At 36.0% G+C, this 20,624-nt stretch carries 17 protein-coding genes; 5 read left to right on the top strand and 12 right to left on the bottom strand.

Annotated elements, in window-relative coordinates:
• Positions 1 to 105: 105 nt before the first annotated feature.
• From AC3RVF_RS06935 to nhaC, 4 genes are all read right to left on the bottom strand, one after another.
• Complete coding sequence (locus AC3RVF_RS06935) at positions 106 to 354, bottom strand: DUF6952 family protein (RefSeq protein WP_489689666.1); 249 nt, start codon at positions 352 to 354, stop codon at positions 106 to 108.
• Positions 335 to 649: a thioredoxin family protein gene (locus tag AC3RVF_RS06930; protein ID WP_489689667.1), complete on the bottom strand. Its 315-nt coding sequence runs from the start codon at positions 647 to 649 to the stop codon at positions 335 to 337. Before AC3RVF_RS06930 ends, AC3RVF_RS06935 begins: the two co-directional genes overlap by 20 nt.
• Positions 650 to 652: 3 nt before the next feature.
• Entirely contained in the window at positions 653 to 1,288 is a 636-nt protein-coding gene (locus AC3RVF_RS06925) for a peroxiredoxin (protein ID WP_489689668.1), read from the bottom strand.
• 293 nt (positions 1,289 to 1,581) lie between these two features.
• A complete protein-coding gene (gene nhaC, locus AC3RVF_RS06920; protein ID WP_489693075.1) occupies positions 1,582 to 3,129 on the bottom strand; it encodes a Na+/H+ antiporter NhaC in 1,548 nt (515 codons plus the stop codon).
• A 187-nt stretch (positions 3,130 to 3,316) separates the two neighbouring features.
• Between nhaC and AC3RVF_RS06915 the strand changes: the two genes are divergently transcribed.
• Positions 3,317 to 4,030: a hypothetical protein gene (locus AC3RVF_RS06915; RefSeq protein WP_489693074.1), complete on the top strand. Its 714-nt coding sequence runs from the start codon at positions 3,317 to 3,319 to the stop codon at positions 4,028 to 4,030.
• Between the two features lie 80 nt (positions 4,031 to 4,110).
• Here the strand turns inward: AC3RVF_RS06915 and AC3RVF_RS06910 are convergent, their stop codons facing one another.
• The gene (locus AC3RVF_RS06910) at positions 4,111 to 5,310 is read right to left on the bottom strand and encodes an aminotransferase class I/II-fold pyridoxal phosphate-dependent enzyme (protein WP_489689671.1); all 1,200 of its coding nucleotides are present in this window, start codon (positions 5,308 to 5,310) and stop codon (positions 4,111 to 4,113) included.
• 219 nt (positions 5,311 to 5,529) lie between these two features.
• Here AC3RVF_RS06910 and lpdA point away from each other — a divergent pair, with 219 nt between their 5' ends.
• Positions 5,530 to 6,933: a dihydrolipoyl dehydrogenase gene (lpdA, locus tag AC3RVF_RS06905; protein ID WP_489693073.1), complete on the top strand. Its 1,404-nt coding sequence runs from the start codon at positions 5,530 to 5,532 to the stop codon at positions 6,931 to 6,933.
• Between the two features lie 75 nt (positions 6,934 to 7,008).
• Here the strand turns inward: lpdA and AC3RVF_RS06900 are convergent, their stop codons facing one another.
• From AC3RVF_RS06900 to AC3RVF_RS06875, 6 genes are all read right to left on the bottom strand, one after another.
• Complete coding sequence (locus tag AC3RVF_RS06900; protein WP_489693072.1) at positions 7,009 to 10,515, bottom strand: TraB/GumN family protein; 3,507 nt, start codon at positions 10,513 to 10,515, stop codon at positions 7,009 to 7,011.
• Between the two features lie 148 nt (positions 10,516 to 10,663).
• Entirely contained in the window at positions 10,664 to 11,254 is a 591-nt protein-coding gene (locus tag AC3RVF_RS06895; protein ID WP_489693174.1) for a superoxide dismutase family protein, read from the bottom strand.
• An 83-nt stretch (positions 11,255 to 11,337) separates the two neighbouring features.
• On the bottom strand, positions 11,338 to 12,084 hold the full coding sequence (locus AC3RVF_RS06890) for an LVIVD repeat-containing protein (protein ID WP_489689674.1): 747 nt from the start codon (positions 12,082 to 12,084) through the stop codon (positions 11,338 to 11,340).
• Complete coding sequence (locus tag AC3RVF_RS06885) at positions 12,081 to 12,614, bottom strand: hypothetical protein (RefSeq protein WP_489693071.1); 534 nt, start codon at positions 12,612 to 12,614, stop codon at positions 12,081 to 12,083. The genes AC3RVF_RS06890 and AC3RVF_RS06885 overlap by 4 nt, the downstream gene beginning before the upstream one ends.
• A gap of 62 nt (positions 12,615 to 12,676) precedes the next feature.
• Positions 12,677 to 13,894 carry a bifunctional alpha/beta hydrolase/OsmC family protein gene (locus AC3RVF_RS06880; RefSeq protein ID WP_489689676.1) on the bottom strand — a complete coding sequence of 406 codons (1,218 nt, stop codon included), beginning with the start codon at positions 13,892 to 13,894 and terminating at the stop codon, positions 12,677 to 12,679.
• 9 nt (positions 13,895 to 13,903) lie between these two features.
• Positions 13,904 to 14,806 (bottom strand): diacylglycerol/lipid kinase family protein, encoded by a 903-nt coding sequence (locus AC3RVF_RS06875; protein WP_489689677.1) that lies wholly within the window; start codon positions 14,804 to 14,806, stop codon positions 13,904 to 13,906.
• 65 nt (positions 14,807 to 14,871) lie between these two features.
• Between AC3RVF_RS06875 and AC3RVF_RS06870 the strand changes: the two genes are divergently transcribed.
• Positions 14,872 to 15,837, top strand: coding sequence for an App1 family protein phosphatidate phosphatase (locus tag AC3RVF_RS06870; RefSeq protein ID WP_489689678.1), 966 nt, complete (start codon positions 14,872 to 14,874; stop codon positions 15,835 to 15,837).
• A 4-nt stretch (positions 15,838 to 15,841) separates the two neighbouring features.
• On the opposite strand, the gene AC3RVF_RS06865 is transcribed toward AC3RVF_RS06870, so the two are convergent.
• Entirely contained in the window at positions 15,842 to 17,782 is a 1,941-nt protein-coding gene (locus AC3RVF_RS06865) for a S9 family peptidase (RefSeq protein ID WP_489689679.1), read from the bottom strand.
• A gap of 161 nt (positions 17,783 to 17,943) precedes the next feature.
• Here AC3RVF_RS06865 and AC3RVF_RS06860 point away from each other — a divergent pair, with 161 nt between their 5' ends.
• Both AC3RVF_RS06860 and AC3RVF_RS06855 read left to right on the top strand, forming a co-directional pair.
• Positions 17,944 to 19,065, top strand: a complete 1,122-nt coding sequence (locus tag AC3RVF_RS06860; protein ID WP_489693070.1) for a vWA domain-containing protein — start codon at positions 17,944 to 17,946, stop codon at positions 19,063 to 19,065.
• Between the two features lie 92 nt (positions 19,066 to 19,157).
• Positions 19,158 to 20,621 carry a magnesium chelatase gene (locus tag AC3RVF_RS06855; RefSeq protein ID WP_489689681.1) on the top strand — a complete coding sequence of 488 codons (1,464 nt, stop codon included), beginning with the start codon at positions 19,158 to 19,160 and terminating at the stop codon, positions 20,619 to 20,621.
• Positions 20,622 to 20,624 lie beyond the last annotated feature (3 nt).

The following is a 20,624-nucleotide window of genomic DNA, read 5'->3' as shown; positions in this document are numbered from 1 at the left end:
GATCTGCTTAAAATGCAAACAACTTCTTAAAGAAAAAGTGATTTAAAAGTAAAAGTCCCTTCACAAAATTTGTAAAGGGACTTTTATAAAATATATTCTAGATTTCTATCGGTCTATGGAACCAATAACTTTCTGTGCAAATGCATTAGCTGCATCGCGCTCCGGCATACCGTCTTCAATCATTTTTTGAACTTCTACCGCACCACAAAGGTTGGTGATTAGTTCGCCGATGATATCGAGTTCATCATCTGTAATGCGATTATATTCGCTGTACGATTCCAAAACTTCAATGCAGTTTTCCATCTGCGTCGTGGAATTGTTTTTTTGAATATGTCTAATTACTGGCAACTTCATCTACTAGCTCTTTTAAGAGTTCAAATTTGTTGGTTTGAACTTGGTTTACTAATTCGCCATTCTTGAAAGTTGCGAAGGTTGGCAAATTATCTACATTCGCCATTTTTCTACTTTCAGGAAATTTTTCGGCATCTACCAAAACGAATTTATAACCTTCAGTTTCTGTAGCCAACTTTTTGAATTTCGGTTTCATCACTCTGCAATTGCCGCACCATCCTGCCGAAAATTGAACGATAACGTTCTTTTCTTCAGAAATTAGCTGTTGCAGGCTATCATCTTTTAACTCAACTACCATAATCTAGTTTCTTAAATAAGTCGCTACAGCTTCGCGAGTAGCTTTCATTGCGTCTTTTCCTTCTTCCCAGTTTGCTGGACAAACTTCTCCGTTTTTCTGCACGTGCGTATAAGCATCAACCAATCTAAGGAATTCATTTACGTTTCTTCCCAATGGCATATCGTTTACACCTTCGTGGAAAATTTTTCCTTCTTCGTCAATTAGGTAAGTTGCACGGTATGTTACATTATCACCATCTACCATAAGATGTCCGGTTTCTTCATCGTAACGCTCGTTTGTAATATCAAGAATACCAAGTGCACTAGAAAGGTTGCGGTTGGTGTCAGCCAATATTGGGTAGGTTACACCTTCAATCCCACCGTTGTCTTTTGGAGTGCTCAACCACGCAAAGTGAACTTCGGGCGTGTCGCAAGAAGCTCCGATAACAATAGTGTTTCGGTCTTCAAATTTTGAAAGCGCTTCTTGGAAAGAGTGAATTTCAGTTGGACATACAAAAGTGAAATCTTTTGGATACCAGAAAAGCAATACTTTTTTGTTATTTTTTTTCGCTTCTTCAAGCACATTTAGTTTAAAAGTATCCCCCATTTCATTCATTGCATCTACTGAAATGTTTGGGAATTGTTTTCCTACTAATGACATAATTTTATTTTTTATTTGGGTTAATAATTTTCTACTGCAAAGATAGAAAGTACCTACGGAAATAGAGTAAATGCTTAATGGATTAATCTATAAACCGATAGTATTTGCTAATAGGTTAAATTTTTAACGATAAATAAAAGTTATAAGGTTTTGTTTGAATGAAGTATGAATATTTTGACTTAAGACGATAGGACGTATGACGTAAGACTAAAAGTTATATGAAAGATACTTTTGAAATAAGATAGTAATCCTTTGTCTTTCGTCTTGATGTCCTAAGACCATTTTCAAACCAATTAAGCCTTTTCTGAAGTAGTCAACATTCTGATTTTGATTCTAAAGGCTGCAAAAAGTAGCGTCATAAACGGACTTAACCAGTTGAAAATTGCATAACCTGCATAGTGAAGTGTATCAACACCCAGAACTCCGCTATGGTAGGCCCCACAAGTATTCCAAGGAACTAACACTGAAGTAACAGTTCCCGAATCTTCTAATGTTCTCGAAAGGTTTTCGGGAGCAAGGCCTTTGTCTTTAAAGGCTTTCGCATACATTTTACCAGGAATTACAATTGCTAAATATTGATCGCTGGCTGTAACATTTAAAGCCAAACAGCTTACGACAGTACTTGCAAAGAGTCCGAACGTTGTGTGAAACAATTTCAATAAGGCTTTACTGATTGCCGCCAAGGCGCCAATTCCGTCCATAATACCACCAAAAACCATAGCGCACAGAATTAACCAAATTGTATTTAACATTCCAGACATTCCGCCAGCAGAAAACAATTCTTTCAAGGCTTCATTTTCTGTAGGAATAGAACTATCTACAGTAATAGCATTCATTATTCCTTTGTAGCCATTTTCAAAAGTAAGGGAGGTTCCGCCGCCCATTGAGGCTACTATATCTGGTTGAAAGATTAAGGCTGCTAAAGCACCTAAAAGTGTTCCTATTAATAGTGCTATTAATGGTGGTGTTTTTTTTACAATTAAGAAAATTACAACTAATGGAACAACAAACAACCAAGGACTTACATTGATAGATTCTTTTACGGCAGCGAGAATTAAATGTGTATCCGCGGTTCCTGAAGTATCAATATTGAAACCAATGATGATAAATACTATCAGCGTAATTACTAATGTTGGTACTGTTGTATAAAGCATATATTTAATATGCGTAAACAAATCTGTACCAGCCATTGCAGGTGCAAGATTTGTTGTATCGCTTAATGGCGAAATTTTATCTCCGAAATAAGCGCCGGAAAGAATAGCTCCGGCAGTCATTCCCACTGAGATACCCAGTGCATTGGCGATACCAATTAAAGCAATACCTACCGTTGCCGAAGTAGTCCAGCTACTTCCAGTTGCAACCGAAATAATAGCGCAAATAATTACACAGGAAGCTAAGAATATCGTCGGATTTAAAATTTGTAATCCGTAATAAATCATTGTTGGTATAATACCACTAATGAGCCAAGTACCCGCTAATGCCCCAACCATTAAGAGAATTAAAATTGCGCCCGCTGTAGATTTTACATTAACAGCAACTTCTTCCAGCATTTGGTCAAAACTCACTTTGTTGTAAAAACCTACAATTGCTGCAACTGCGCCACCCATTAAAAGAATGAACTGGTTACTTCCATCTAAGGCCGAATCCCCAAAGGCAAAAAACACGTTGTAAAACAGCATTATAATAAGCGCCACCACTGGTATTAATGCTTCCCAAATGTTCAGTTCTTTATTTTCTACTACATTATCATCTTTGGGATCGGTGGGTTTAATATCTTGACTTTGCATGATGCGTTTTTCGTTTAGGAATGTAATGTTACGATTTTGAAAAAACCTACGCAAATAAAAAAGAATTGGCGGTAATGGTTATATCAACGCTGAAAATGTTAAAAGCGACACCAATAAATTTTCATGTTACACTTAAACGGTAAAAGGATTATTTAAACAATTAAACCTAAAATAACTATTGAAAATTGTTCAACCCATTCTTATGAGATTATGTTTACTAAAATCTAAACATTTTTCATGTATGAATAAAATTTCTTTACTACTTCTGTTTTCAATAATTTCCTTTTCTTCTACTGCGCAGGTTGGTATTGGTACCACAACTCCAAGAGCTCAGCTTGAAATTGCTTCTAGTCAAAACGGAGGGGGTCTCCTAATTCCTGAATATTCATTACGGAGTCTTACTGATGTAACCACTGTTCAAAATCCACGGGGAGGAAGTCTTGTTACTGGTACTTTAGTATTTAACACGAATACCACTTCTGATTTAGAACCCGATTTTTATTATTGGACTGGTAGCATATGGGTGTCTGCCATAAATGTTACTAAGGCCTATGGTGAAAAATTTCTTTCAAATAATACAACTGTGAATCCTAATAATGCTATATCCTTTGATTCAAGCGGACCAGCTAGTAAGGTTGTTTATGGAAACTCTTTTGTGCAAAATTCTGTAAAAGGAGTTTTTCGAATATCATATACGGTTAATTGCACAGAAAATAGTTATCATGAATTCTATTTAGGAAAAGGCCCAAGCAATACCACTGCATTTACTAAAATAGTGGGAAGCTCAGTGTATGGTCAAAAATTTAAAAACAATTCACATACTTTATCTAAATCCATGTTGATAGATGTATCCGATCTAAATCAGAGATTTTATGTAATATCAGCTTCAAGTAATGGTAGTATGCCGATATTATCAGGCAGTTCTCTTTCCATAGAATTGGTGGAATTGAAATAATTAATCAAATTTATTTCACATGAAAAAAACTCCCGATAGAATCGGGAGTTTTTTAATGAACTATATATTTTACTGAAGATCTATAAAATCCCAACTTCAACCATACACTCACGCATCATCTGGTAAGTGCGTGCTATATCGTTATCTAAACCAATACTAAAACGTATTAATCCGTCGCTTAGTCCCATTTCTTTTTGTTCCTCTTCAGGAATTTCAGAAGAAGTAGAAGAACCCGGTGCACTAAACAGCGTTTTGTAAAAACCAAGACTTACCGCCAAATACCCAAGATTACGTTCCTGCATTAACTCCATTAATTCGTTGGCTTTGTCAATTCCGCCAACGTCTAGTGTTAGCATTCCACCGAAACCGTATTCTTTATTCATCATTTTTTTGAAAAGCTCATGACCAGAATGCGACTTCAACCCAGGGTATACAGTTTTTAAACCATCGGATTCAAACTTTTCAGCTAAATACAAAGCGTTTACACTATGTTGTTTTATGCGAATGTGAAGCGTTCTCATGTTTTTAAGAATAGAAGCTGCACGTAAACTGTCCATTGCTGGACCAAGTAGCATATTTGCTCCGTCGTTCACATTACGAAGGCTGTCAATAAATTCCTGTGTGCCGCAAGTTACGCCGCCCATAGTATCACTGCTTCCGTTAATAAATTTTGTTAAGCTGTGTAAAACAACATCGGCGCCCATTACTGCAGGAGAAATACTTAAAGGTGAAAAAGTGTTATCAACCAATAATTGCAGTCCGTGTTTTTTGGCAATTTTTGAAATTCCTTCAATATCTGCAATTTCCAAAAGAGGATTGCTCACTGTTTCACAGTAAATAATTTTTGTGTTTTTAGTGATAGACTTTTCAACTTCATCAAGTTTTGTAATATCTACAAATGAAGTTTCAATATTTAATCGAGGGGCAAAGTTTTTCAGAAAAGCGTAAGTTCCGCCGTAAATAGTTCTGCTAGAAACAACGTGATCGCCAGCTTTACAAAGTTGAAGTATTGCTGGTGTAATGGCACCCATTCCACTAGCCGCAACGTTTGCCGTTTCTGTACCTTCCATTGCTGAAAGCGCTTCGCCCAAATATAAATTGGAAGGAGTGGAGTGTCGAGAATATAAATAACACCCTTCGGCATTGCCTTCAAAAGTGTCGAACATCGTTTTTGCGGAAAGAAACGTATATGTTGAAGAATCGGAAATAGAAGGATTAACCCCTCCAAATTCGCCGAAATACTGTAAATCTTGAATTTTATCTGCTGGTTTAAAAGCCATTATTATGTGTTTTAGATTGTGTCGCAAATTTGCAAAAATTTAAAGGAGTGGTCAAATTATATATCATTTCATTTAAAGAATTCTAAATATAACAGGCAGTAGCGTCAATCTTTCAACTTAAAAAACATCGCTTTTTAGAAACAAATTTTTAAAGGCCTAAACTTTTAAACTCTTAAACAGTATTGTACCTTTGGCACTTTAATTTAAAAGAAACACTTTATGAGCAAATATGATGTAGCAATAATTGGTTCAGGTCCTGGAGGCTATGTAGCTGCAATTCGTTGCGCACAATTAGGAATGAAAACCGCAATCATTGAAAAGTATACTGTTTTGGGCGGAACTTGCCTAAACGTAGGCTGTATTCCCAGCAAAGCACTTTTGGATTCATCTCATCATTACGAAGACGCCATAAAGCATTTTGAAGAACACGGTATCGAAATTCCTGGCGATATTAAGGTGAATTTCAAAAAAATGGTAGAGCGTAAAGCTTCGGTTGTGGATCAAACCACAAAAGGAATTGCGTTTTTGATGGATAAAAATAAAATTGACGTTTATACAGGAATGGGTGCTTTTAAAGATGCAACTCATATTGAAATTATAGGTGGTGAAAAAAATGAAACCATTGAGGCAAAAAACACAATCATTGCTACTGGAAGCAAGCCTGCAACGCTTCCTTTTATAAAATTAGATAAAGACAGAGTTATAACTTCTACCGAGGCTTTAAGTTTAAAAGAAATTCCGAAACACCTTGTTGTTATTGGTGGTGGCGTAATTGGTTTAGAATTAGGCCAAGTATATCGTCGTTTAGGTTCTGAGGTTTCTGTAATTGAATTTATGGACCGTATTATTCCAACAATGGATTCTGCCCAAAGCAAGGAATTAATGAAGGCTATGAAGAAGCAAGGGGTTAAGTTTTTCCTTTCGCATAAAGTATCTGCAGTTTCTAAAAAAGCTAAAGAAGTAACGGTTACTGCCACTGATAAAAACGATAAAGAAGTAACTTTCAAAGGTGACTATTGCTTAGTTTCCGTAGGAAGAAAACCTTATACCGATGGTTTAAAAGTTGAAAACGCTGGTGTGAAAATCACCGAACGCGGAATGATTGACGTGAACGACCATTTACAAACAAACATTAAAAACATTTACGCCATTGGCGATGTTGTTCGCGGTGCAATGCTAGCTCACAAAGCTTCGGAAGAAGGAGTTTTGGTTGCTGAAATTATTGCCGGACAAAAACCACATATTGATTATAACTTAATTCCAGGTGTTGTTTATACTTGGCCAGAAGTTGCTTCTGTTGGAAAAACAGAAGAGCAATTGAAGGAAGCAAAAGTTGAGTATAAAGCAGGACAATTCCCGATGCGTGCTTTGGGAAGAAGCCGTGCAAGTGGAGATACCGATGGTTTTGTAAAAATACTTTCAGATAAAAATACAGACGAGGTTTTAGGCGTACATATGGTAGGAGCAAGGGTAGCAGATTTAATAGCCGAAGCCGTAGTTGCAATGGAATTCCGCGCCAGCGCAGAAGATATTGCAAGAATGAGCCATGCACACCCAACTTATGCCGAAGCTGTTAAAGAAGCTGCACTAGCAGCAACTGAAGATAGAGCATTGCATATATAATAATGCATTATTTAAGTATAAAAAAATCCCGCTTTTGCGGGATTTTTTATTGATTGTATTCAAGCTTTTCTGCTATTATTCAAGTTCTAATACTTCATCCACATGATTAGCTTTTATGGTTTTCGTCGCTTGCGTTATCCAATCTTCTTCCATTATTTCCCAATCGGTAAAAGCTTCGGCCATTTCGAAATCTGAGAAATCTATTTCTTTATGCGCTGCAATTCCTAAGTATTTATCTGAATCTTCTTCTTTCGTATATGAAAATTCAAATACATAATATTTTTTATCATCAACAGTCAATTCGTCTAAATAGTTGAAAATAGTAGGGTAGCCGTCATAATCATCTCCCACGTTGTTGTAAAGCGACAATTTTGCAAATTCCTTCAACTCTAAATACGCTTCCGGAATTAAGTTGGTCTTTTCAGCATTTATTAGGCTTTCCATTAATTCGAACCGAACATACATATCTTTAAAGCCGTCATTCAACGTTTGCGGATTAATTTCTATAGCTAGTTCTGTAGCTGTCATTAAAGCTTGAGCTTGCATCCACTTATCGTCTTTTACTTGATCTGCAATAAGATTCAATGTTTTTTTAACATCATCTGGTATGGGTTCAAATCCTTTTGAAAATTCAATGTAACTGTACATAAGTCCATCGCTTATATGAGTGTTCTTTTTCCTGGCAATTGTGTCTACGTATAATGCTGCGTCTTTATACATATGCGATAGAAGTCTGCTTTTCAACAGTGGCATTTTATCACTATAAATACTATCTTCCATAACATTATAGGAATATATTGATGCTATCTCAGCCCTGTAATCATCAAAATCTACAAGCTTGGCAAACTTAGCATCGTTTGCAACAAATAGTGGAATGGTATCAATTAATGAAGTCATAATATCATAATCCTTTTCAGGAATTCGATTGAGTTTATGGTTTTGCAAAAGATCGAAATACGTGGCTACAGCATTACTATTTTTAAGTTTTAGTAGCTGTTCGAGGACCTCCACGCGTGCTTCGTAACTGTTTTTTTTGTTCTTGTAAAAGGAAGCAAAGGTTTTTAGCGTTTCCGGTTTCTCAAGATCTGTCAATGCGTTAATTATATAATATTTTGCACCGTAATAAAGGGTGTCATCTTTAAAGCGACTTTTTAAATTCTTCTCTAAAACTTTGTAATCTGAAGCGTCAAATTCATAATAATTTAAAGCACCTTTTGCTTCTGCAAACTTAATTGAGTCTTTCGATTTCAGGTTTTTGAAAATTAAATCGGTTTTTGAGGCTGAAAGATTAAAGTTCTGTGAGCTTTTTTTAATTTTTAATGAATTAAAAAATTCATCTACACGAGGTTCGTTAATTTCTTCATCTCCCAAATAAGTTAAAAGGAGAAGTATGGAATCATCATCGAGTAATAATTTCATCCGCTGTTTTACGTGGGTACTCGAGTTTATCATTTTAATTTCACGCGCTGGTTTCCCACCCAAAGTGGTGCTAGTATTGCTTGTAATAGAATCGTTATAATCTACAATCAATTCGGTGTAATCATCATAAAAATCTTGAAGTGATTTTTTCCGATAGTACGGTTTTAATTTTAAGTGCTGCACCAAGTAAGTGCCGGAAGATGTGGGATCCATTGAACTATAATTTTTCACATAACTGAATTCTGAATAAGCATCCTGCGGTTCTTCTTCAATAACAACTTTTTCGCTCGGCGCCCTAAACGAATATTTTTCTTGGATGTTTACAACCGTGTCAAACGCCGCTTCTGCATAGGGCAGAAATTTAAAAGAATTGAAAAATTCATTGTCTTCTGAAATTTTTTCGCCCTCTTTATACTTTTGCGCCATTAATAAATACGTTCTATTGCCTCGCAGATAAAGCTTCGCAATTGTATGAAATTTATCTGAAAACGAGAGTTCGTATTTTTTACCTTCGCTTCCATCTAGCATTATATCTTCCGGCTCGCTTATATAAGTGCCATTTTGTTTAAAATAGCTTTCGAATTCTTCATAATAATCTTCTTTTTGGTCTAAATAATAGCCCACGGGCTGATTGTTATACCGAAGTAAATAAAGTGTATTATTGGCTTTGTCTTCCGAAGAAAAAATATTGATTATATATGGAGAATCTTCGTTGCCGTATGGATTGTCCATTACTTGGCTTCTGTCAAGAATTTTTTCAGGAACGTGTACACTATAAGCACCAAGGCTGTCTGTTTGGGTTTGCCAAACGGATGGAGCAATCTTAGAATCGAATATTTTGATTGAATCAAAAAAGGCATTTGCGTACGCCGAAGTTATTTCGGCTAAAGTGTTTTCGGTCATAAAAGTGTAAACAATTTTATCTTTCATGGCTACGCGTACGCGCACGTACTCCTTGTCTTTTGCAATTATAACATCGGTAAACTCGACGCCGTCTTTTACAAAAGTATTTCTGTTAAATATAGAATCATTAGCCGTTTGCAACTGACTTTTTATGATGTTTTCAACAAAATTAAACCCATCTTTTAAAACTTGACTTCTTAAATCGCCAATCATATACATAAACGTGCCACCGTATATTAAATCTGTACTCGTCATTGCATCAATAGACTCGGTAATTTCAATGGGGATGGCTTTGTTGGGCGTTAGTACACTATAACCTTGCGATTCATTATAATCTAAAACCCATCTGTCTAAATCTGGAGCAATATCATATTGCTGTTCGTTATCGCTAAAAGTGGCTTTCACTTTTCTCACCTGATATCCCTCTTCGCGGAGAAGTGTAATTAATCCTTGATTTCCTGGTAAATGGGCAGCGCCTACCGCTGCAAAAATGGTTTTGGATTTCATAATTTCCACAAGGCTATTAAGCATAACGTGGTTTCGTTTAATCATGATGGAATCATTATAACCACCGCCATTAACGTAGGACCATATTTTTTCTAAATCGCCTTCGTAATACAATTGGGTTATTTTGTCAAATTGGTTATTTGAATCAAAATCTTGGTGGTTAATAATAGCGAGAATGTTTTCTCTCAATTCCATATCGCTTGTTTCTTCAAACAGGTAAAATTGATCTTCAACTTTTTCAAGACCCACTATTTCTTTTTTACTATTGTATGCAATTCCGTATAAATAGGCATCTAAAAAGGTACGGCGATCATCTGCTTTACCTTTATTGCGAGTCAACATGGATTTTATTAAACTTGGATTTTTCATAGGCATACTGTCCAAATCCATTTGTTTAACTTCAAAAAAGCGATCTTTTAGTTTTTGGTATTCCTCTTTCGAAAGAATTTTTTTATAGATATTTTCATTTTTTGTATTTAAGTAATTTTCGCTAAAACCTGTTACCGCCGAATCGGGATGAATTTCTAAAGCGAACATTTCAGAATTTTTTATTGCTGGAATAACGGAGTCGCTAAACTTAAACGCCCGAGCATCTTTTAGGTGAAGTGTTCCGAAGAGATACGATTTTTTGTTGTTATCCTTGTGTTTAATTTCCCAAAGCAATTCGTAATTCTCACGATCTTGAGAGTATATTGTGTTTAGCGTAAAGAATAGTAAAGCAAAAATTAACCAGGATTGAGAAGATGTATTCATAAGGGGCTAAGCGTATAATGGTTATTATATATTTCAATAATAATAAAATTAACGTTCACTTTGTAATATTTCATTAATTCAATAGGGTAAAAAATAAAAAGCCACCCTAATTTATAGAGTGGCTTTAAAAAAATATTTTTTTGAAATATTATTTAATAATTCCGCCGCAACTTACTCTTCCGCCAGCATCACCGGTGGGTTGCGTTTTAAAGTCATCTTGACCTTCGTGTACAATGACTGCTTTGCCTACAATGTCTTTGTTTGCATCGTCACAACCAATACACCATTCATCAGTTTGCATAGTAATTTTTCCAGAGCCATCTTCGCCAACTTCAAAATTTCCTATGTCGCCTTTATGATAACCTTCAGCATCGCCCCATTTTCCATGTTTTGCATGGGTAGGGTTCCAGTGTCCGCCAGATGAAGTACCGTCGGCCGCACTACAATCTGCTTTTTCGTGAATATGGATTGCGTGGCTTCCAGGTGTTAAGCCCGAAAATTTAGCTTCCATAGATACAACTCCATCAGCTTCAGAAAAATAAATCTCGCCTGCTGCTGTGCTTTTACTTTTGGCTTCCATAATAACGGAAACGTTTTTAGGAGCCTCTTTTTTAGAAGAAGAATCTACTTGTATGGTATCATTTGTTGAATCCATACTTTCCATATCTTTTTTTTCATTTTTGCAACCTACAAATGCCATTAGAGCAAATAGGCTACAAACTAGACTAATTCTTTTCATCATTATTTTATTTTTTAGTTTAAAATTGGTTTAAATTAAAGGTACAATAGTTTTCGGGCGACCACTATACATTTATGAATATTTTAAAAGTTTATTGTACTCAATTCTGAAGTATTTGTGATGTCATTTTGGTCGAGATTATATTGGTAAATTCCGTTTTGCCCAATGGCGATTAGCAAATTATTTTTTATAATTACATCGAAAGCTAATTTGTTTATGTTGTGAACCACAACAGAATGGGAAGGGTCTGAAACATCAAATATCTTTATTTCATCATCGCATACAATCAAATAATCTCCATAAAGCCCCATTCCTTTTGGAGCAGTTAAGTTTCTTACACTAAGTAATGTTGGGTTTACAATATCTGTAACGTCATAAATTTCTAATTGATTTAAAGTAGATCCACAACCCAATTCAGACCACAACGTAACAAATGCCGTGGTCTCATTTGCAACTACAGGGTCGCACGAAGTAAAATGCTGCACATCTGCAAGATATTCGGGGAATTCAGGATTGTTTACACTATAGATAAACATGCCGTTCTGCGATCCTACATAAAGATATTCCTTGTAATTAAAGAGTGTTTCAATTCTAAAACCGATTGGTACGTTGTTTACAAACACAGGGTCTGAAGGCGTTGTTATATTATAAACGTTTAAGCCATATTCATCAACGGTATAAAGGTAATTGCCCACCATTGCAAATCGTGCTAATGAGCCACCTTGACCATCACCGTTGCTCATCGTTTCGTTTGAAGATGCATTGCTTCCATCTTGGCTACACGCCAAAGACAATACTATTATTAAAAAAAGTAAACCTAATTTTCTCATGGCGTAGTTGTTTTTGGAATCCAGTTTACTACAACGTTATTCTGTGGAATATTAAACGCATAAAACCCATCTGGCGAAAGCATTTCTGGGAAAGTATTTTTTATTCGTTTAGAAACATTAATGCCACCATTTTCCAAATCTACCTGTACGGCAATAAGATCGGTTGCTTGGTTTATGAAGAATACATTATTTCTGATAGCCAAATCTGTTGCTCCTGGCGAGGCTATAAAATAAATAGGCGATGGGCTAGCTGGGTTTTCATTATTAAAAACGTGAAACCCTTTATTTTTTTCATTGATGAAAAGGTAAGTTCCAATTACATATATTTTTCCAGCATTAATTACTGGTTCTGCGGGAGAAAGTACAACGCTGCTTTCAAAAGTTGAACGCTCCATAAATACAGCATCGTACTGAGATTCTACCATAGAGATGGGAAAGTCGTCAGTTTCATCACAATCGCCATTCCAGCAGCAGCTTTGTAATGACGTTATTGCGAATAGAAAAAGCAATAGTTTGAATTTAATTTTCATAAACCATAGTTTTTAAGTGTACTACAAGTTTACAAAATAGTTTCAGACAATCAATTTAGATTTTATGAAATTTCCAAGCTTGTAATTACCTGTGTTACGGAATGCAATGTTTTATGGACGGGACATTTATCTGCTATTTGAAGCAGTCTCGTTTTCTGTTCTTCGGAAAGATTTCCTTCTAAAAATATCTTGCGTTTAAAGGTGTCTATTTTAGCAGCATCTTCTTCACAATGCTCGCAATCTATTGCGTGATCTTTTGAATAATCGATGTGACAGGTTACATTCTCAACGTCCCATTTTTTTCTTCGCGCATACATTTGTATAGTCATTACTGTGCATGCAGCGAGACCGGCGGAAAGAAACTCATAGGGAGAAGGACCAAAGTTATTGCCTCCAAAAGTAGTTGGCTCATCGGCAACAAAATAATGATCTCCAAGCTTTAATTGAGTTGTGAATTTGTCATCACCATCTAAGCTTGCAGCCACTTTACTTTTGCTCTTCAGTTCTTCTTTCGGTGGAATAGTAACATAGCGTGGCGCCCATCCTGCAATAACTTTCCCCACATAACTAGAGTCTTCTTTTCTGGATAAAAGATGGTCAACACCATCTAAAGAAACAAAACTTTTAGGGTGATGTGCAGCTTTATATATTTCTTCAGCGTTATTTATACCTACAGTTGTGTCTTGTGGAGAGTGTAGAATTAACAATGCTTTTTTGAAGTTTCCTACAATATCTACAAGCGATTTATTTTCAAGATCTTCTAAAAACTGTTTTTTTATGGTGAAATCTATTCCGCCCAAATTAACTTTTGCTTTTCCATTTTTTGTAATCTCCATGGCACTATCTTTTAATAAATGTCGAACGTGAGATGGATCGCTAGGTGAGTTAATTACGGCCACAGCTTTAATTGATGCTATTTTATCGGCAGCAAATATGGCTGCTGCACCACCTAACGAATGCCCGATCATTAAAGTAGGCGCTTTAAACTTTTTTTCGAGAAAATTTGCAGCCTCAACCAAATCTTCAACATTTCCAGAAAAATTAGTGTTTTCAAAATCACCTTCACTTTCTCCCAAACCAGTAAAATCGAACCTTAAAACTGCAAAACCCGCATTGGTAAGTGCTCTTCCTACATTTTTAATCGCTGTTAAGTTTTTGGTACATGTAAAACAGTGTGCAAAAATCGCGAAATTATGCGGCTCTTGGTCCAACGGAAGTTCTAGTCTTCCTGCCAATTGTTCTTCGTCTTTATTCGTAAATGATACCTTATGTATATTCATGGTTTGGGTTTATATTGAATGTAAGTTACAGAATTTTTGGGGCAAAGCAACTTGCAGCTTCCTCTTTGAAATAATAACAGAAACGGTGTCTGTTTCACCCAAAAATTCACCGTCAATTTGGAACGGAACTTTCTTTTTACTTTTAATTGTTGCCTTATTAGTCGAAATAATACGCACAAATTCTGGAGACATTTCGGGATTGTCTTGAATTGTCTTTAATATTTCGAAGAAATCTAGATTTTTGAAAACTAAAACTTCAAATTTGCCATCGTTAATAATACCTTTTGGGTTAATAGTGGCGCCAGTTCCAAATTTGTTAGCGTTCGCTATTGCTAATAAAACTCCACTTTCTTCAATTGTTTCTTCTTCCGTTTCAATAATAAAATGAAATGGAAATTCAGAATTTATTAGCGTTGGGATTGACTGTAAAAAGTATCCAAACTTTCCGCGAATATTTGAATTTTCATAGTTTTTAACCAATTCGGCATTTATACCTAAATCTGCTATATGTAGGCAGATTTTTCCGTTTATAAATAAAACGTCAATTCCTAATGTGCATTCTGAAAGCGCAATGTCTAGCTGCTCTTTTAGCGTTTGAGGTAAATCGAAATTAACCGCCATTCCGTTTGCAGAACCAGCGGGAATTATACCTAAAATGATATCTTTTTCGTAAATACATTCCGCCACTAATGATATGGTTCCATCGCCGCCTGCAACTAAAACGTGCGAAGGTTCGTACTCTTTTAATAGTGTATCAATCGCTTTTCTATCGTCTTTGCCGGTGGTTTTATAAAGTTTGAAACTGTAGTTTCTTCTAATAACTTCATTTTTCACGGCTGTTATAATGTCGTCTTTTTCAGAGTCGCCAGCTATTGGGTTGACAACAAGCAAAATATAATTTTCTGATTTCATTAGTAGATATTGATTTTAAAAATACCTATTTTGGAATTACAAAACCGTTAACGAAATCTCAATAAGTGAAACTTGATTTAAAACTCTACCGTGGCTATGTAAACGACGAAGAATTGGTGGTTTTTGGCCACGTATTCAAATCTTGGTCGCCAGATAAATACAGACTAGACCGCAAGGGAATTCGTCATGCCGTTTCGGTAATACATATGTTTAGAATAAAGCCACTGGAAAATGTGGAAGTTACGCTGAAATTTAAAAGTGTTGAGGTAACTACTAAAACTTTGGCCGATGGCTATTTTCGGTTTACAATACCGTATTCCGAAAAACTTGAAAGCGGTTGGCATCCCTACGAAGTAATCTGTAATTATTACGATTTCGGCATTGTTGAAAATTCTGAAATATTAAAACCATTTGAAAGTAAAGTTGGAGTAATTTCAGATATAGACGACACTTTCTTGGTTTCGCACAGCGGAAATTTCTTAAAAAAACTCTACGTTCTTCTTCTAAAAAACATCAATAAACGAAAGGTTTTTGATGATGTTGTGCCACACTACCAAGCCTTAAGCAGGGCAGGGCAGGAGAATGAAGCGGCTTCTAATTCCTTTTTCTACGTTTCCAGCAGCGAGTGGAATTTATATGAATTTATAGACTCCTTAGCACGATTACACGAACTTCCAAAAGCCGTTATAAAACTTAAAAAAATAAAAACTGGTATTTCAGATTTTCTTTTTACCGGAAGAGGTAGCCACGACCATAAGTTCGAAAAAATAAAGGATATCATTATGTTTTATCCAAAACTTGAATATGTTTTACTCGGCGATGATTCACAAAAAGACCCACATCTTTACGAGCGGATTGTAAAGATATTTCCGCAAAGTATTAAAGCTATTTATATTAGGCAGACTTCAAGACGGAAGAAGCCTGCAACCCAGAAAATTTTAAAAAACATTGAATCCATGAATGTATCAACTTGCTATTTCACCAATAGCGAAGAGGCAATTGCACATTCAGCACGCATAGGAATTTTATAAAACGCTATTTCACTTCGGTACTTTCAGTCTTTTTAGTGTCTGGAGTAGTTTGACCTTCACCCTTTAAATATTGATCTAAGAATTTTAAGATTTTTCCGTAGGCTTCAATTTCATTTTCCTTTTTTACAAAGCCGTGACCTTCGTCTTCAAAAACTACATATTCTACAGGAACACCATTCTTTTTAACTCCTGCCACAATTTCATCAGATTCTATTTTAAGTACTCTCGGATCTTGCGCGCCCTGTAAAACCATCAAAGGTTTGGTAACATTTTCAGTGTGAAATAAAGGTGAAATTTCTTTTAATCGAATTGAATCTGCCGTATTTGGATCGCCCATTTCGGTGTATAATGCATCCTTAAATGATGCCCACCATGGCGGAATGCTGTTTAAAGTTCTAATCCAGTTTGTAACTCCAAAAATATTTACTCCAACCTCAAACTCGTCCGGCGCATAAGTAAGCGCAGCCATCGTCATATAACCGCCGTAAGAGCCGCCTAAAATTCCAATCTTGTCTTTGTCGATCATATCTTGGCTTGCCAACCAATCTTTACCAGCAATACAATCTTTCAAATCTTTATCGCCGTGATTTTGATCGTCCATTTTATAAAAAGATTTGCCGTAACCACTACTACCGCGATTATTTACCGCCAAAATAGCATAACCGTGATTTACCAAATATTGAATTAAAGAACTAAAACCTTGCCTTGATTGACCACCCGGCCCACCGTGAACCCAAACTAGCGCAGGTACTTTTTTATTGACGTTTGCTTGTTTTGGCTGATAGTAAATTGCTGGAATTTCCAAACCGTCAAAAGATTTAAACCGAACTACCGTTGCTTCGACCAAATCATCGGGGTTTATTTCACTGTTTAAAACATTTGTAAGCTTATAATATTTTCCAGAAGCTATATTATACGAGTATGTATTTGTGGGAAGTTGAGAGCTGCCAACGGTTAATAATGCCATTGTTTCATCTTTTGAAAAGCTTGCGGCATTTATTTCCTGCCCTTCAATATCTGGGAAATTCAACGCTTTTCCTGTAGCCACTTCGGTTAAGTACATTTTGGTTTTTGCGTCTTCATTGCTAAAAAGCACTTGATACTTACCATTATGTGTAAAATAGAATGCGTTGATGTCCCAATCTTTTACTAGAATTTTTTCTTTAGTACCATCCTCAATATTGTATTTCATTAAATAGCTGAATTCAGAATTGGCATCGGTTGTGTAGTAAACTGATTTTCCATCTGGCGAAAAATCCTGAGCCGAATTGCCGCTTAAACCTTCATTGATTTGGGTTTTTGCTTTCGTTTTAAGATTTAGAAGAAATAAGTCGCCGTCATTTGTATTTATAGATTTTGTTAGCAGCATATAATTTTTATCTGCCGAAATTCCACCAAAATCCATATTGTCTTCATTCTTTAAAATCAGTTTCGCTTTAAAAGTTGCTATGTCCATTTCATAAAGATCCATCATCTGTGGGTTGCGCTCATTACTGTTATAATAAAAACTTTTACCATCTTTTGCCCACCCTGTAAAAAGTGCACGTACATTTTTTTCAGGGGTCAATCTTTTAATACCGCTGCTATCTTTCACAAAAATTTTAAAAATCTCATCGCCATTTCCGTCCATTCTGAAAAGAATTCTATCGTCATCAGGAAAGTATGAAATTCCATAAATTGAAGTACTGTCGGATTGTGTTATGGGCATAAAATCACCGCCTTCAACCGAAACGTTGTACATATTGTAAACGCCTGAACGGTTGCTGGTTATTAAAACTTTCGACTTGTCTGCGGAAAAACCATTCGCCCAAGCATTTTCATTCCCCATAAATTGTTCGATGGAATACGTTTTTACTTCCGAAACTTCTTTGATGCTGTCTTTTGGCTTGTCTTTGCAAGCAACCAAGAGTAAAAATGCAGTGCAGATTAAACTAAAATTTTTCATAAAGCTAGGTTTTGGCTGTTATCATGTTGATTTTCAAAACAAATCTAACAATTTTTTTGAATTGTTTGCGTAGTTTAAATGTTATGAAGCAGAAGTTATTTTTGGTAGTAGTTTAACGTTTCCACTTTTTTTTTAAACAACTAAAGTTTTATTTTTAGATTATGAATAGGAAAGCAGGCAAGAGCGGATTTATCTTCACCAAACACACTCCTAAAGACCAATCACCTTTCGAGAAACTTTTTGATGTTTTTCAAGAATTGATTACCCACACTTCGGGCGATTTCGACGAAGCAATGGATTGGTTAAAACAGATTGATGATGAATATAAACTCACCACGGAGGACTACTCTTTAGACGATTTTGTTGAAGATTTGAAAAAGAAAGGATATTTGCGTGAAGAAATAAAAATGGATGGTTCAAACGGTTTAGCCATTACCGAAAAAACAGAAAGAGTCCTGCGGAAGCGAGCTTTGGAACAGATCTTCGGGAAACTGCGAAAGAGTGGTGCCGGCAATCATAGAACAAAACAAACGGGGCAAGGAGATGAGCAGGCTGGAGAGTTTCGCGATTATCGTTTTGGCGATTCGCTGGAACAAATTTCAATGACCGAAAGTTTCAAAAATGCACAAATTAATCACGGTTTGGGCGATTTTACACTTTCTGAAAACGATTTGGTGGTTGAAGAAACTATGTATAAAACCCAAATGAGTACGGTTTTAATGATAGACATCAGTCACAGTATGATTCTTTATGGCGAAGACCGTATAACACCTGCAAAAAAAGTGGCGATGGCACTTTCAGAATTTATAACCACGCGATACCCGAAAGATACTTTGGATATTTTAGTTTTCGGAAACGATGCGTGGCCAATTAAAATTAAAGATTTACCGTATTTAAACGTGGGGCCGTACCACACAAATACTGTCGCCGGACTTCAATTAGCGATGGATTTGCTTCGTAGAAAACGAAATACCAACAAGCAAATTTTTATGATAACCGATGGGAAACCCAGCTGCGTGCGACTTCCGGATGGACGTTATTATAAAAACAGTAATGGGCTGGACAGTTATATTGTAAATAAATGTTACGCAATGGCTTCGCAAGCTAGGAAACTTCACATTCCAATTACAACTTTTATGATTGCTGAAGACCCATATTTAATGCAGTTTGTTGAAGAATTTACAGCAGCCAATAAAGGCAAAGCATTTTACACAGGTTTAAAAGGTTTGGGCGAAATGATTTTTAGCGATTACGAAACAAATAGGACAAAACGGATAAAATAAGTATTCAGTGTTCAGTGGCAGTTGGCAGTTCATTCTTTGTGGGCTTTGCGATACACTAGGCGCCCTTGGCGGTTAAAAAAAAATAAAAAATTATGAAAATAGATAAAATTAAAACCTTCGGACAACTTAAAAAGTCGGGGTATGAATCAATATCAATAAAGGAAGAATTGCGTCGAAATTTACTTCAAAAAATAATGAAGAAAGAAACCCCTTTTGTGGGTATTCACGGTTATGAATTAACCGTAATTCCAGAATTGGAACGCGCTATTCTTTCAAAACATAACATTAATCTTCTCGGACTTCGCGGGCAAGCTAAAACACGTTTAGCTCGCCAAATGGTTGGGCTTTTGGACGAATACATTCCAATGGTTGAAGGCAGCGAAATAAACGACGATCCTTTTAACCCAATTTCACGTTATGCCAAAAATCTACTTATTGAAAAAGGTGACGATACACCCATAAGTTGGTTGCATCGCGATGATCGTTTTTCAGAAAAACTAGCAACACCAGACGTTACCGTTGCCGATATTATTGGCGATGTTGATCCAATAAAAGCAGCAAATTTAAAACTTACATATGCCGATGATCGCGTAATTCACTTCGGGATGATTCCGCGTAGTAACCGTTGTATTTTTGTTATCAATGAATTACCAGATTTACAACCGCGAATTCAAGTAGCACTGTTTAATATTTTACAAGAAGGCGATATTCAAATTCGTGGTTTTGCGGTGCGCTTGCCCTTGGATATTCAATTTGTATTTACAGCAAATCCTGAAGATTATACAAATCGAGGAAGTATTGTAACACCTTTAAAAGATAGAATTGGTTCACAAATTTTGACGCATTATCCCGAAGATATAGAAACTGCACGAACAATTACCGAACAGGAAACAGCCGAAGCTATAAAAGCAAAATCGAACGTTTATGTGCCCGATTTGGCAAAAGATGTTTTAGAACAAATTAGTTTTGAAGCTCGTGAAAATGATTTTATAGATGCCAAAAGTGGCGTGAGCGCACGTTTAAGCATCACCGCTTTCGAAAATTTGTTGAGTACTGCCGAAAGACGCGCTTTGCATAGCGGAGACGAAAAAACAAGTGTGCGTTTGGGAGATTTTATAGGTATAATTCCTTCAATAACGGGGAAAGTAGAATTGGTTTATGAAGGTGAGCAGGAAGGCGTTTCACAAGTTGCGCAGCAGTTAATAGTGGATGCAGTAAATACCACTTTTAAAAATAAATTTCCAAAAATTGAAAAGCTCACAAAAGATGGCGATTTAGATCCGTACGCCGATATTGTATCTTGGTTTTTCGAAGAGAACGATTTTGAATTGCTCGATTCTTTTTCCGAAGAAGAATATAAAAATGAATTGGACCGAATTATTCCGCTTCAGCAATTGATAGAAAAACATCAGCCCGAAACATCAAAGGAAGACAGTTATTTCTTAAAAGAATTAGTGCTTTGGGCGTTGGCCGAAAATAAAAAACTCAGCAAATTTAGCTTGGGGAACGGGCTGCATTTTAGAGATTTATACGGAAGCTACATTAGTGGACTCTAAATA

Source organism: Aequorivita sp. IT1183, from assembly GCF_058068265.1.
The sequence above is the reverse complement of the archived record's forward strand: the minus strand, read 5'-3'. Positions and strand labels throughout refer to the sequence as shown.

Excerpts from the sequence above, each read along its gene's own strand:
- AC3RVF_RS06935 (WP_489689666.1), bottom strand. The coding sequence starts at position 354 with ATGAAGTTGCCAGTAATTAGACATATTCAAAAAAACAATTCCACGACG.
- AC3RVF_RS06930 (WP_489689667.1), bottom strand. The coding sequence starts at position 649 with ATGGTAGTTGAGTTAAAAGATGATAGCCTGCAACAGCTAATTTCTGAA.
- AC3RVF_RS06925 (WP_489689668.1), bottom strand. The coding sequence starts at position 1,288 with ATGTCATTAGTAGGAAAACAATTCCCAAACATTTCAGTAGATGCAATG.
- AC3RVF_RS06915 (WP_489693074.1), top strand. The coding sequence starts at position 3,317 with ATGAATAAAATTTCTTTACTACTTCTGTTTTCAATAATTTCCTTTTCT.
- AC3RVF_RS06910 (WP_489689671.1), bottom strand. The coding sequence starts at position 5,310 with ATGGCTTTTAAACCAGCAGATAAAATTCAAGATTTACAGTATTTCGGC.
- lpdA (WP_489693073.1), top strand. The coding sequence starts at position 5,530 with ATGAGCAAATATGATGTAGCAATAATTGGTTCAGGTCCTGGAGGCTAT.
- AC3RVF_RS06900 (WP_489693072.1), bottom strand. The coding sequence starts at position 10,515 with ATGAATACATCTTCTCAATCCTGGTTAATTTTTGCTTTACTATTCTTT.
- AC3RVF_RS06895 (WP_489693174.1), bottom strand. The coding sequence starts at position 11,254 with ATGAAAAGAATTAGTCTAGTTTGTAGCCTATTTGCTCTAATGGCATTT.
- AC3RVF_RS06890 (WP_489689674.1), bottom strand. The coding sequence starts at position 12,084 with ATGAGAAAATTAGGTTTACTTTTTTTAATAATAGTATTGTCTTTGGCG.
- AC3RVF_RS06885 (WP_489693071.1), bottom strand. The coding sequence starts at position 12,614 with ATGAAAATTAAATTCAAACTATTGCTTTTTCTATTCGCAATAACGTCA.
- AC3RVF_RS06880 (WP_489689676.1), bottom strand. The coding sequence starts at position 13,894 with ATGAATATACATAAGGTATCATTTACGAATAAAGACGAAGAACAATTG.
- AC3RVF_RS06875 (WP_489689677.1), bottom strand. The coding sequence starts at position 14,806 with ATGAAATCAGAAAATTATATTTTGCTTGTTGTCAACCCAATAGCTGGC.
- AC3RVF_RS06865 (WP_489689679.1), bottom strand. The coding sequence starts at position 17,782 with ATGAAAAATTTTAGTTTAATCTGCACTGCATTTTTACTCTTGGTTGCT.
- AC3RVF_RS06860 (WP_489693070.1), top strand. The coding sequence starts at position 17,944 with ATGAATAGGAAAGCAGGCAAGAGCGGATTTATCTTCACCAAACACACT.
- AC3RVF_RS06855 (WP_489689681.1), top strand. The coding sequence starts at position 19,158 with ATGAAAATAGATAAAATTAAAACCTTCGGACAACTTAAAAAGTCGGGG.